This window comes from Geobacillus sp. YF-1, assembly GCF_052692335.1.
In genome coordinates, this window is record NZ_CP199850.1 from 1,274,814 (window position 1) to 1,287,984 (window position 13,171).

A 13,171-nucleotide genomic window follows, 5' to 3' on the forward strand; every position below is an offset into this window, starting at 1 on the left:
GTATGGCAGGGAAGCGGCTACTGCTTCTATATAGCGATGAGAGAGGGTGTCCCGCGCCTTTAGGGACACCCCGTTTGCTTGCAGTGAAAGCGCCATGTATAAAAGAACGGCGGGATGGCGAAAACGATAAGAAAGAAATGGTTTCATGCGCTGCCGTTTTTCAGTATAATGGTGTTTGAACAGGAGTTCTGACATGGAAAGCAGTGAAGCGCTATGGGTGGAAAAGTCGTTGTCATCGTGGGGCCGACGGCGGTCGGCAAAACGAAGCTCGGCATTGCGTTGGCCAAAAAGCTGGACGGAGAAATTATCAGCGGCGATTCGATGCAAATTTATAAAGGAATGGACATCGGCACGGCGAAAGTGAAGCCGGATGAAATGGAAGGAATTCCACATCACCTCATCGATATTAAGGAGCCATGCGAACCGTTTTCCGTCGTCGAGTTTCAGCGGCTCGCCCGGACGCTCATCGCCGAGATTTCCGCGCGCGGGCGGTTGCCGATCATCGTCGGCGGCACCGGATTGTACATCCAAGCGGCGATCTATGACTATCAGTTTTCTGACGCCCCGTCCGATGAAGCGTATCGCCGGACGCTGAAGCAGCTGGCGGCCGAGCAAGGACCGGAGGTGCTCCATCGGCGGCTTTCGGCCGTTGATCCGGAAAGCGCGGCGCGCATCCATCCGCACAACATCCGCCGCGTCATTCGGGCGCTTGAAGTGCATCATTGCACCGGGAAACCGTTCAGTGCATGGCAGCGGGGGCAGCAGCGACGGCTTTTGTACGAAACGGCCATCATCGGATTGACGGCGGAGCGCGACGTGCTTTACCGCCGCATTAACGAACGAGTCGATGCCATGATCGCCGCAGGGCTGATCGAAGAGGCCAAGTCCCTTTACGATCGCGGATTCCGCGATTGCCAAGCGGTGCAGGCGATCGGCTACAAAGAGCTGTACGACTACTTTGACGGCCGCGTCTCCCTCGAGGAAGCGATCGAACAATTGAAGCAACATTCGCGCCGCTACGCGAAACGGCAGCTGACATGGTTTCGCAACCAAATGCCGGTGACGTGGTTTGACATGACCGACTTCGCTGCGTTTCCCGCCAGAACGGAGGAAATTTTTCACTACATAGCAGGAAAGCTTCAACTCGAAGCGAATATATAACCATATCTTTAAGAGAGAAAAGAGGAGGACGTTTGATGAAAAATGCCATCAACATTCAAGATCAGTTTTTGAACCAGCTGCGCAAAGAAGGCATCCAAGTGACGGTCTTCTTGTTAAACGGCTTCCAGCTGCGCGGGTACATTAAAGGGTTTGACAACTTCACCGTGCTGCTTGAAGTGCAAGGGAAGCAACAGCTCATCTACAAACATGCCATTTCGACGTTTGCGCCGGAGCGGAACATTCATTTCGATGCCGAGCAATAAGCTGTCGGTACATAACGCCGAACGGAAAGACGCCCCATCGAGCGGGGCGTCTTTTCTGTGAACATGCGGAACTGACACAAACGAAGGGGGACTTCGCATGCGTAAAAGCCTTCCTTGCTGAATAAACATGTATAGACTTTCCTTGTCGCCTTCTTCCCTTTGCCCATTGCTCAGCTGTCCGGCTTCTAGGCGATTGTCACGAATGGACGGCGGCATACGTATATTAATAGCAAAAAGGTGAGGCATCAAAGACGCGGTGAAAATGGCGCGGGGGGAAGAAAACAGGAAGCGAGGTGACGCCCCTTGTCAGAATTGACGATGAATAAGGCGAAAGGGCAAATCAATATCGTGCTCAATTCCAAAACGGTCAACCATCTGATCAAGGAAGAGCCAAGCGACTGGATGGATAGCGAAGAACATCAAGCGCTTCGCAACATTCAGCGGGAGCTTGACCAGCTGATCGGCCTTGAACATGTGAAAAAGATGATCAAGGAAATTTACGCGTGGCTGTACATTAACCGGCTGCGCAAAGAGAACGGGTTAAAATCGAGCCGGCAAGCGCTCCATATGATTTTCAAAGGCAATCCCGGCACCGGCAAAACGACGGTGGCACGCTTGCTCGGCAAATTGTTTTACGAAATGAACGTCCTGTCCAAAGGGCATTTCATTGAAGCGGAGCGGGCCGATTTGGTCGGAGAGTACATCGGGCATACGGCGAACAAGACGCGCGATTTGATTAAAAAAGCGCGTGGGGGGATTTTGTTCATCGATGAAGCGTATTCGCTCGCCCGCGGCGGGGAGAAGGACTTCGGCAAAGAAGCGATTGACACGCTGGTGAAAGGAATGGAAGACTTTTGCGACGACTTGGTCGTGATTTTGGCCGGCTATCCGAAAGAAATGGATTATTTTTTGTCGTTAAATCCGGGCTTGCCGTCGCGCTTTCCGTTGACGATCGAGTTTCCCGATTACACGGTCGAGGAGCTCGTGCAAATCGCCAAGCAAATGCTGCGTGAGCGCGAATATGAAATGACGCCGGAAGCGGAGCGGAAACTATACATTCATCTCGAAGGAACGCTGGAAGCGACCGGCCGCCTCAAGTTCAGCAACGGCCGCTACATCCGCAACTTGATCGAAAAAGCGATCCGCAAACAGGCGGTCCGCCTCCTTCATGAAGGACGCTATGATAAAAAAGAGCTGATGACGATCCGCGATCGCGACCTTGTCATTCAGGCGTAATCTGTCCAGCCGATGCGCTCGTTCTTGGCAAGGACAAGAAACGGGCGCATTTTTTTGCTTTGGAAAAGAGGAATGCTTGAAAAAAAGGAGAATACATAAACAACAAAAGGCCGTTTGTTAAGATAAATAGTCTGAATTATCTGTATTATAAAAACAGCGCCGTTGATTGGCGCAAATCGAACAGAAAAGGAGAGATGCCGCTTGTATATGACGATTGGCGAGATGTTTTCTCAGACCGTGCGAAAGTTTCCAAACCGGGAAGCGGTCGTCGAGGTGGCGACCGGCCGCCGCTATACGTACGCCGAATGGGAGAGGGACGTGAACCGGTGGGCGAATGCGTTTCAGGAAGCCGGCGTGCGCAAGGGAGACCGCGTTTCTACAGTTCTGTACAACACGCTTGAACTCGCCACCGCCCTGTTTGCCTGCGCCAAAATCGGCGCCGTGTTCAATCCGATCAACTTTCGGCTGAAAGCGGAAGAAATCGCTTATATTTTGACCGATGCGGAGCCGAAACTCGTGCTGTTGGAACGGGCGGTTGAGCCGCAGCTCGCCGCGATTCACCACCGGTTTCCGCACATGTCGTTTTGGTCGATCGACGGTGATCCCCCGCCGTTTGCCAAAAGCGCTCATGAACAGGCGGCCCGGGCTTCGGCGGAAGCGCCGCACGTGCCTGTGGAAGAGAGCGATCTGTACGCCATTATGTATACAAGCGGCACGACCGGGCGTCCAAAAGGGGTGATGCATCGGCACCGCGACATGATCGAGCAAAGCGTCCTTTGCCAGGGCGTCATGCGCATCCGCGAGACGGATCGCGGGCTGGCGGCAGCGCCGCTGTTCCATTGCGCCGAATTGCATTGCTGCTTGCTGCCGCGCGTGCATGCGGGAGCGGCGAGCGTCATTTTGCACCATTTTGATGCCAAGCTCGTTCTCGAGACGATTGAACGTGAGCGGATTACGCTCCTGTTTGGCGCCCCGACGATGTGGAACATGATTTTGCAGGAAAATGTAAGCGATTACGACTTATCATCGCTTCGCCTCGGCCTATACGGCGCCGCTCCGATGGCTCCGGCGTTGGTGAGGCAATGCCAAGAGCGCCTCGGCATTGAGCTGATTCAAGCGTACGGGATGACAGAAATGGGGCCGGCGGTGACGTTTTTGTTGGAAGATGAACAGCTCAAGAAACCGGGTTCCGCCGGGCGCGCCTGCCTCAACCATGAAATCCGCGTCGTCCGCGCGCGGGAGGACGGGCCGTCCGACCCAGATGATGTGCTGCCGCCGTATGAAGTCGGCGAAATTGTGATGCGCGGACCGTGCATGATGGTCGGCTACTACAAGCGCGAGGAAGCGACGGAACAAGCGCTGTACAAAGGCTGGTATCATTCCGGCGATCTCGGCTACGTTGATGAAGATGGCTATTTGTATGTCGCCGACCGGGTCGATGACATGGTGATCAGCGGCGGAGAAAACGTCTATCCGCGCGAAGTCGAGGACGTGTTGTATGAGCATCCGAAAGTGCTTGATGTCGCCGTGCTCGGCGAGCCGGATGAGCTGTGGGGCGAAAAAGTCGTCGCCTTCATCGTCAAAAAAGAGGACAGCTTGACCGCCGATGAGCTCGAGCAGTTTTGCCAAACGAGCGACCGCCTCGCCCCGTACAAGCGGCCGCGCGCCTATTATTTCATCGACGCCCTGCCGCGCAATGCGAGCGGGAAAATCCAAAAGTTTTTGCTGCGTGAACAGCTGAAAAAACAGGCGGCGGGCGGAACGGAGAAAAAGTGACCGAACAGAAGAGAGGGATGAACGGTGACAGCTCGCTATTTGCGCGAGGAGCACCAGATTTTCCGCGATGCATTCCGCAAGTTTTTAGAGAAAGAAGCGTATCCGTACTACGACGAATGGGAGCGGCGCGGCATCATCCCGCGTTCGTTTTGGGCGAAAATGGGGGAAAACGGCTTTCTTTGCCCATGGGTCGATGAGAAGTACGGGGGCTTGAACGCCGATTTTGCCTACTCGGTCGTCATCAATGAGGAGCTGGAAAAAGTCGGTTCCAGCCTTGTCGGCATCGGCTTGCATAACGATATTGTGACGCCGTACATCGCCTCGTACGGAACGGAGGAACAAAAGCAAAAATGGCTGCCGAAATGCGTCAGCGGCGAGCTCATTACCGCCATCGCCATGACCGAGCCGGGGGCCGGGTCGGATTTGGCCAACATTTCGACAACGGCGGTGAAAGACGGCGACGCCTACATCATCAACGGGCAAAAAACGTTTATCACCAACGGGATTCATGCCGACTTGGTCATCGTCGCCTGCAAAACCGACCCGCACGCGAAACCGCCGCACCGCGGCATCAGCCTGCTCGTCGTGGAGCGGGATACGCCGGGGTTTACGCGCGGGCGGAAGCTTGAGAAAGTCGGGCTGCACGCCCAAGATACGGCTGAACTCATTTTTCAAGACGCGAAAGTGCCGGCGTCCAACTTGCTCGGTGAAGAAGGAAAAGGCTTCTATTATTTAATGGAAAAACTTCAGCAGGAGCGGCTCGTTGTCGCCATCGCCGCGCAGACGGCGGCGGAAGTGATGTTTTCCTTGACGAAGCAATATGTCAAACAACGTACGGCGTTCGGCAAACGGGTGAGCGAGTTTCAAACCGTCCAGTTCCGCCTCGCCGAAATGGCGACCGAGATCGCCCTCGGACGCACGTTTGTCGACCGCGTCATTGAAGAGCATATGGCAGGAAAACGGATCGTCACCGAAGTGTCGATGGCGAAATGGTGGATTACCGAGATGGCCAAACGTGTCGCCGCCGAAGCCATGCAGCTCCATGGCGGCTATGGCTATATGGAAGAATACGAGATCGCCCGGCGCTATCGCGACATTCCGGTGAGCGCCATCTACGCCGGGACGAACGAGATGATGAAAACGATCATCGCTCGCGAGCTAGATTTGTAGAAAGAGGGAAGGACCATGTTGAACGGCATCGTTGTGCTTGATTTTTCCCAGTACTTGCCGGGTCCGTTTGCGAGCTGGCGCCTCGCCCAGCTCGGAGCCGAAGTGATCAAAATCGAGCCCCCCTCCGGCGACCGTCTGCGCCCGTTCGCCGGGGGGCGGCTGTTTGCCGCCTATAACGCCGGGAAAAAAAGCGTCGCCTTGGACTTAAAGACGGACGAGGGGCGCGAGCAAGCGCGGCGGCTCGCCGCCCGCGCCGATGTGGTGATCGAGAGCTTCCGCCCCGGAGTGATGGCCAGGCTTGGGCTCGGGTATGACGATGTGCGCCGCGACAACGAAGGGATCATTTACTGCTCGATCAGCGGCTTCGGCCAGCGGAGCGGCCGCTCCTTGCTCGGCAGCCATGATTTGAACTATATGGCGCTCTCCGGTGTATTGGCGCAGCTCGCCGATGCACGCGGCCGTCCGGTTCATCCGAAAGTGACGCTGGCTGATTTTATCGGCGGCATGGCGGCGGCGGAGCGCGTTTTGGCGGCGCTGTTCGCCCGCGAGCGGACCGGCCGAGGCGCCTATTTGGACGTCTCGCTGGTTGACGGCTTGGCGGCGATGATGGCGGGCCATTTTGCCATGGAACACGGCGGCGGGCCGAAACATGGCCTTGCCGAACTGGCCGGGGAGGTGGTGTGCTACCAGCTGTATGAGACGAAAGACGGCCGTTATATGAGCGTAGCGGCGCTTGAACCGCACTTTTGGCGCCAGTTTTGCGAAGCGGTCCGCCATCCGGAATGGATCGGAGCGCAGTGGGCGCCGGCGCGGCCGGGAGAGGCGGTATATGACGGACTTGTCGCTTTGTTTCGCGAAAAAACGCTTTCTGAATGGAGTGCCTTCGCGGAAAGGGTCGACGCTTGCCTTGCTCCGGTGCTTGAAACGGATGAAGCGAAGCGGCTGTTTGCCGACGGCCAAGTTCGCCGCCTTGTCGCGATGCAGCCGGATGGCGTGTGGACGGCTGCGCATGGGCCGGATGGCCGGTGGGACGTCGAAGCGCCGCCTGAAGTCAATGAACATGCTGATTTGTTGAAAGGGAGGAATAACCGATGATGAAAACACCGTTAAACATTTCGATGATGCTCGAGCGGGCGGAGATGTTTTTTCCGAAAAAACAAGTCATCTCCCGCATGAAAGGCGGTGTCGTCCGCCATACATACAAAGAGATTGGGGAGCGGACGCGCCGGCTGGCCAGCATGTTGAAGCAGCTCGGGGTGGGAGTCGGCGACCGCGTCGGCACGTTCGCCTGGAATCATCACCGCCATTTGGAAGCGTATTTTGCCATTCCCGGCATCGGGGCGGTGCTGCATACGATCAACATCCGTCTCTCACCGCAGCATATCGCTTACATCATCAACCATGCCGATGACCGCGTTCTGCTGATCGATGATGATTTGTTGCCGGCCATTGAAGCGGTGAAAGACGAGATCCCGAACGTGCGCGCTTTCATCATTATGACCGACGCCGACGAGCTGCCGGAAACGGCGCTGGCGCCGGTGTACCATTACGAGAAACTGCTTGCCGAGGGCGATCCGGCATTCCCGTTTTTGAAAGACCTCGATGAATACCAACCGGCCGGAATGTGCTATACATCGGCGACAACAGGCCGTCCAAAGGGGGTTGTCTACACGCACCGGAGCACCGTCTTGCACGCGATGGCGCTAGGCCTAGCTGATACGCAAGGGCTGTGCGAGCGCGATGTCGCCATGCCGGTTGTGCCGATGTTTCACGTCAACGCGTGGGGGCTGCCGTTTGCCGCCACGTGGTTCGGTTCGACGATCGTCATGCCGGGGCCGGCGTTTACGCCGAAAGTGCTTGCCGAGCTGATTGAAGCCGAGCGGGTGACGATCACGGCCGGCGTGCCGACGATTTGGCTCGGGCTGCTGCAAGAATTGGAGAAAGGCCGCTATGATGTCAGCAGCCTGACGCGCGTCATTTGCGGCGGTTCGGCTGCGCCGAAAGGAGTGATCCGCGCCTTTGAAGAAAAATACGGCATTCCGTTTATTCACGCGTACGGCATGACGGAAACGAGCCCGCTTGTGCTCGTCTCGCGCCCGAAAAGCTATCAAGACGGGCTGTCGTACGAGGAGAAACTCGACATCCGCGCCAAACAAGGGCTGCTTGCGCCAGGGCTTGAAATGAAAGTGATCGGCCAAAACGGGCCGGTTCGCTGGGACGGGAAGGAAATGGGCGAGCTTTGCTTGCGCGGGCCGTGGATCGCCGCCGAGTACTACAACGATGAGCGAACGAAGGAGACGTTCCGCGACGGCTGGCTCCATACCGGTGATGTCGTCACCGTGGACGAAGAAGGGTTTGTGAAAATCGTCGACCGGACGAAGGATGTCATTAAAAGCGGCGGCGAATGGATTTCATCGGTTGATTTGGAAAATGCGCTTATGGCCCATGAGGCGGTGTTCGAAGCGGCGGTCGTCGCCGTGCCGCATCCGAAATGGCAGGAGCGTCCGATTGCCTGCGTCGTGCTGAAAGAAGGCAAAAGCGTGACAAAAGAAGAGCTGTACGACTTTTTGCGCCCGCAATTTGCGAAATGGTGGCTGCCGGACGACATTGTGTTTCTCGATGAAATTCCGAAAACAAGCGTCGGCAAGTTTTTGAAGCGGAAGCTGCGCGATGAGATGGCGGCGCGCTATGCCGATGCGGCGGCGGAGTAAAGGAGGCGAACACCGTGGCCGAAACGATTGCGGTCATCGGCGCTGGAGTGATGGGAAGCGGTATCGCGCAAACGGCGGCGATGGCGGGAAAAACGGTGCATTTCTATGACGTGTCCGAAACGGCTTTGCAAAACGGGCTCGCCTCGGTCGAAAAAAGCTTGCGCCGCTTTGTGAAAGCGGGGCAGTTGTCTGAACAAGAAGCGGAGGCGGCGCTCGGCCGCATCCGCCCGGCGACCGGTTCCGCGCGCCGCAGCTTTTGCGCAAGCTCGTTGAAGCCGGGCATTTAGGGCGGAAAACAGGGAAAGGGTTCTATACGTATACAACATGAACAGGCGCCGCTCACGGAGAGGTGGACAGAAACGGGCCCATTTGGCGGCGCCGCGGTGCGCCGTTCGATCAACGGTGTGGCCGCCGCACCGTCAAGGCGTGGCGTTGACAACAACAAGGAGGCGAAGATGATGCGCGAAGCGGTGATTGTGGAAGCCGTCAGAACGCCGGTCGGCAAGCGGAACGGCGTCTTCCGCGACGTTCATCCGGTTCATCTGGCCGCGGCGGTGTTGGATGAAGTCGTGCGCCGGGCGGGCATAGAAAAAGGACAGGTAGAAGATATCGTCATGGGCTGTGTGACGCCGATCGCCGAGCAAGGATACAACATCGGGCGGCTCGCGGCGTTGGAGGCTGGATTCCCAATCGAAGTGCCGGCCGTGCAAATCAATCGGATGTGCGGCTCCGGGCAGCAGGCGATCCATTTTGCCGCTCAAGAAATCCGCTCCGGCGATATGGATGTCACCATTGCCGCTGGGGTCGAAAGCATGACGAAAGTCCCGATTTTCAGCGACGGCAATGAGCGGACGATTCCGCCGTCGCTTCATGAAAAGTACGAGTTCATCCACCAAGGCGTTTCAGCCGAGCGGATTGCCAAAAAATACGGCCTGACGCGCGCGGAGCTGGATGCCTACGCCTACGAAAGCCATCGGCGCGCCTTGGCCGCCATGCGCGCAGGGAAGTTTCGCGCCGAAATCGTCCCGATCAAAGGGCTTGACCGCGATGGCCGCGAAATCCTTGTCACCGATGATGAAGGGCCGCGGGCCGATACATCGCCGGAAGCGCTCGCCGCGCTCAAGCCGGTGTTTCAAGAAGACGGCGTCATCACCGCCGGCAATGCGAGCCAAATGAGCGACGGGGCGGCCGCTCTGTTGCTCATGGAGCGGGAGGCGGCGCGTCGGTTCGGACTGAAGCCGAAAGCGCGCATCGTCGCGCAAACGGTCGTCGGCTCCGACCCAACGTATATGCTGGATGGCGTCATTCCGGCGACAAGACAAGTGCTGAAAAAGACCGGACTTACGATCGAGGATATCGATCTCATTGAAATCAACGAAGCGTTCGCCCCGGTCGTGCTCGCCTGGCAAAAAGAAATCGGCGCCCCGCTTGCGAAAGTGAATGTCAACGGCGGCGCCATCGCGCTTGGCCATCCGCTCGGCGCCACCGGCGTCAAGCTCATGACGTCGCTCGTTCATGAGCTGGAGCGGCAGGAAGGCCGCTATGGGCTATTGACGATTTGCATCGGGCACGGCATGGCGACAGCGACGATCATCGAGCGAATGTAAAGCGCGACAAAACACATAACGTTCGCACCAGCAGCAGCGGGGCGGCCGCCAAGCCTGCTTTTTTTGCTGAAAACCAAGCGGGACGGAAGCCGGTCGGGTGTGATAAGATGAGGAAAAGCGGACGAAAGGGGGAGCGCTGGGCAAGATGAAGCAACCGGTTCTTGCCTCCATCTATTTATCGCTCGCCGCCGGCATTTGGGGCGGGATGTATGTCGTAAGCAAGTACGTATTGGACTACATCCCGCCGCTGACGCTCGTCTGGCTGCGCTACGGTGTCGCCTTGATCGCGCTAGTCTTGATCGCGGCAATGAAACGCGAGCGCCCGCCAACGCGCGGGCGCGATTGGCTGATGGTGATCGCGATTGGCGTCATCGGCTATGTCATTTCCATTTCGTTGCAATTTGTCGGCACGAAATGGTCGAACGCCCATACGGCTTCGCTCATTACGGCTTCAACACCGGCGTTTGTCGTTTTATTTGCCCGCTGGCTGCTTGGGGAAGCGCTCACGTGGCGGAAGCTTGTGGCGCTGGTGTTGGCGGCGGCGGGAGTGATTGTCATCGTCGGCCTCGGGGGCAGCGGGGAGTCGACGCTGGCTGGAAATATGGCGTTAGTCGGCGCGGCGGTCACTTGGGCGCTGTTGTCGGTGCTGGTGAAAATGGCATCGGCGCGCATGTCCGTTCTTTCCATTACGACCTTCGCCATCTTGGTAGCGTTTGTCGGCATGACGCCGATGTTGATGGTGGAGCGCCCAGGGCTGACGGCCGTTCAATGGAACGCGCCCGTTGCGATGGGCGTGTTGTACCTTGGCATCGTGTCGACGGCGGGCGCGTTTTTCTTGTGGAACAAAGGGATGGAGATGATCGACGCCGGCATCGGCTCGCTCTTTTTCTTTTTTCAGCCGCTCGTCGGCTCGCTTTTTGGCTGGTTGTTTTTGCATGAGCGGCTTGACACGTCCTTTTGGGCGGGCGGGGCGCTCATCGTCGCGGGAGTGGCGGTGGCGGTGCGGAGCGGGCAAAGCGCGTAAGGAAAGCGAAGCGCCCGCGCGGGGGCGTCCCCTGCTTGCCATCTCTTCTTTGGCCATGGTTTGATGCCCAATCACTCGAATCTACGCTGGAAGCGATTACCCGCCCGCTTTTTCCCCCACCGCCCGCCGCGGCAGCTTCCAGCCGTACGTGTATGACAAAATGCGAAGAGCAGCGACGGCAATAAACAGCACATACAGCTCCACGGGCGACTCCGCCCATTTTAAGCCGACGGCGATGCCGGCTAAAATCGCCCAAGCGGCGTAAATTTCCGCATGCAGCACGAGCGGCTTCCTTCCGGCGAGCACATCCCGGATGATGCCGCCGCCGCTGCCGGTCAACACCGCCGCGACGATGACCGCGCTTACCGGATGGCCCATTTTTGCGGCATACAGCGCCCCTTGGATGGCGAACGCCGATAACCCGAGGGCGTCAAAAAAGTTGCCCCACCGCTTCCACGGCGGGAGCATCTGCTTCGGAAACAAATAGACGATCGTCATCGAGACTAAGGCGACAAGAAAGAGCGAACCTTGTTCCCATAACGCCGATACGGGAACCCCAATCAGCAAATTGCGCACGGCCCCGCCGCCAAACGCCGTGACGATCCCTAAAATGTAGACGCCAAGCAAATCATATTCCTCTTCCATCGCGACGATCGCCCCGCTGATGGCAAAGGCGATCGTGCCGATGATGCTCAATATTTCCCACGTCATTCGTGCTGTTCCTTTCCGTGTCGTGTTCTTGTATCATTGTAGAGGCAAAAGCGGCGGGAATCAATCGTTTTTTCGGGAATGAACTAGCCGTGCGCTGCTTGAATTTGGTATGATGAACAAAGAGGACACAGCCGCTTTCGGTCATTCGCGGAAAGCCGAGCGAAGCCCGTGCCGATGGCCGGGATGCGCTCGAGCGTCCGCGCCATAAAAACGGTTGGCGCTCCATGCCGATCACATGGCTGCGCCCGAGAGGAGAAGGAAGGCTATGAGCCGCGAACAAGCCATCATCGTCGGCTGCCAACTTCATGGAATCGATGACGAGCGGTTTCGCTATTCGATGGAGGAGCTCGCTTCGCTCGTTGCGACCGCCAACGGTGAGGTGGTAGCCGAGTTGACACAAAAACGGGAAGCGCCGCACCCGGCGACGTACATCGGCAAAGGAAAAACAGAGGAACTTGCCGCTCTCGTCAAACAGCTGACGCCGGATCTTGTCATTTTCAACAGTGAACTTTCTCCTAGTCAAGCCCGCAATTTGACGAACATGCTTGGCGAGGTGAAAGTGATTGATCGGACGCAGCTCATTTTAGACATTTTTGCAAGGCGCGCCCGTTCGAAAGAAGGGAAGCTGCAAGTGGAGCTCGCGCAGCTTGAGTATCTGTTGCCGCGCCTTGGCGGCCAAGGCGCGACGCTATCTCGCTTGGGCGGCGGCATCGGCACGCGCGGTCCGGGGGAGACGAAGCTGGAGACCGACCGGCGCCACATTCGCCGCCGCATCGACGACATTAAAGCCGAACTGCGTCGCATCGCCGAACATCGCGAGCGGTACCGCGGGCGCCGGCAAAAAAATCACGCGTTTCAAGTGGCGCTCGTCGGCTATACGAACGCCGGCAAATCGACGATTTTTAATCGGCTGACGGCGGCCGATTCGTTCGAGGAAAATTTGCTGTTTGCGACGCTCGACCCGCTGACGCGCCAATGCGTCCTTCCGTGCGGGTATACGGTGCTTGTCACCGACACGGTCGGGTTCATTCAAGACTTGCCGACGACGCTTGTCGCCGCGTTTCGCTCGACGCTCGAGGAGGTGACGGAAGCGGATCTGTTGCTGCACATCGTCGATTCGTCGCATCCCGATTACGCCGAACATGAGCGAACGGTGTTGCGGCTCGTTGCGGAGTTGGGGGCGTCCTCCATTCCGATGGTCACAGTGTACAATAAACGTGACCGGCAGGCGCCAGAATTCATTCCGACGACGACCGAGGCGCTCGTCATAAGCGCGCTTTCTGCCGCTGATATCGAACGGCTTCGCGCGTTTTTGGAGGAGGCGATCAAGCGGCAAATGGTCCTTTACCACGCCTCCATTCCAAGCGGCCAAGGAAAATGGCTCGCACGGTTAAAAGCGGACACGATTTTGCAGCAATGGCGCTATAATGAACAAGAAGGGACGTACGAATGCGAAGGGTACGTGCTCCCGACTCACCCGCTTTACAGGGAGCTGCAATCATTCCAATGATA

At 57.5% G+C, this 13,171-nt stretch carries 11 protein-coding genes and 2 pseudogenes; 12 read left to right on the forward strand and 1 reads right to left on the reverse strand.

From position 1 onward, the window contains the following. Window positions 1-213: 213 nt before the first annotated feature. From miaA to ACTVIM_RS06470, 11 genes and pseudogenes are all read left to right on the forward strand, one after another. On the forward strand, window positions 214-1,161 hold the full coding sequence (gene miaA, locus ACTVIM_RS06420; protein WP_445613979.1) for a tRNA (adenosine(37)-N6)-dimethylallyltransferase MiaA: 948 nt from the start codon (window positions 214-216) through the stop codon (window positions 1,159-1,161). Between the two features lie 35 nt (window positions 1,162-1,196). Further along, window positions 1,197-1,424, forward strand: coding sequence for an RNA chaperone Hfq (hfq, locus tag ACTVIM_RS06425; protein WP_445613980.1), 228 nt, complete (start codon window positions 1,197-1,199; stop codon window positions 1,422-1,424). 303 nt (window positions 1,425-1,727) lie between these two features. Then, window positions 1,728-2,660, forward strand: coding sequence for a stage V sporulation protein K (gene spoVK / locus ACTVIM_RS06430; protein ID WP_033023188.1), 933 nt, complete (start codon window positions 1,728-1,730; stop codon window positions 2,658-2,660). Between the two features lie 201 nt (window positions 2,661-2,861). After that, window positions 2,862-4,436 (forward strand): fatty acid--CoA ligase, encoded by a 1,575-nt coding sequence (locus tag ACTVIM_RS06435; protein WP_445613981.1) that lies wholly within the window; start codon window positions 2,862-2,864, stop codon window positions 4,434-4,436. 24 nt (window positions 4,437-4,460) lie between these two features. After that, window positions 4,461-5,606 (forward strand): acyl-CoA dehydrogenase family protein, encoded by a 1,146-nt coding sequence (locus ACTVIM_RS06440; protein ID WP_445613982.1) that lies wholly within the window; start codon window positions 4,461-4,463, stop codon window positions 5,604-5,606. 15 nt (window positions 5,607-5,621) lie between these two features. Beyond that, window positions 5,622-6,701: a CaiB/BaiF CoA transferase family protein gene (locus ACTVIM_RS06445; protein ID WP_445613983.1), complete on the forward strand. Its 1,080-nt coding sequence runs from the start codon at window positions 5,622-5,624 to the stop codon at window positions 6,699-6,701. Continuing rightward, entirely contained in the window at window positions 6,698-8,317 is a 1,620-nt protein-coding gene (locus tag ACTVIM_RS06450; RefSeq protein WP_171660256.1) for a long-chain fatty acid--CoA ligase, read from the forward strand. The genes ACTVIM_RS06445 and ACTVIM_RS06450 overlap by 4 nt, the downstream gene beginning before the upstream one ends. Window positions 8,318-8,331: 14 nt before the next feature. Then, window positions 8,332-8,553, forward strand: a pseudogene (locus ACTVIM_RS06455) (3-hydroxyacyl-CoA dehydrogenase NAD-binding domain-containing protein); the annotation flags it as partial. Beyond that, window positions 8,547-8,645 (forward strand): annotated as a pseudogene (locus ACTVIM_RS06460) (3-hydroxyacyl-CoA dehydrogenase family protein); the annotation flags it as partial. The pseudogenes ACTVIM_RS06455 and ACTVIM_RS06460, both read left to right, overlap by 7 nt. Window positions 8,646-8,772: 127 nt before the next feature. Further along, complete coding sequence (locus ACTVIM_RS06465; protein WP_445614318.1) at window positions 8,773-9,924, forward strand: thiolase family protein; 1,152 nt, start codon at window positions 8,773-8,775, stop codon at window positions 9,922-9,924. Between the two features lie 145 nt (window positions 9,925-10,069). Then, window positions 10,070-10,948 carry a DMT family transporter gene (locus tag ACTVIM_RS06470; protein ID WP_445613984.1) on the forward strand — a complete coding sequence of 293 codons (879 nt, stop codon included), beginning with the start codon at window positions 10,070-10,072 and terminating at the stop codon, window positions 10,946-10,948. 96 nt (window positions 10,949-11,044) lie between these two features. On the opposite strand, the gene ACTVIM_RS06475 is transcribed toward ACTVIM_RS06470, so the two are convergent. Then, window positions 11,045-11,659, reverse strand: coding sequence for a trimeric intracellular cation channel family protein (locus ACTVIM_RS06475; protein WP_033023200.1), 615 nt, complete (start codon window positions 11,657-11,659; stop codon window positions 11,045-11,047). Between the two features lie 265 nt (window positions 11,660-11,924). Between ACTVIM_RS06475 and hflX the strand changes: the two genes are divergently transcribed. Next, window positions 11,925-13,169, forward strand: a complete 1,245-nt coding sequence (hflX, locus tag ACTVIM_RS06480; protein WP_445613985.1) for a GTPase HflX — start codon at window positions 11,925-11,927, stop codon at window positions 13,167-13,169. The last annotated feature ends 2 nt before the right edge of the window (window positions 13,170-13,171 follow it).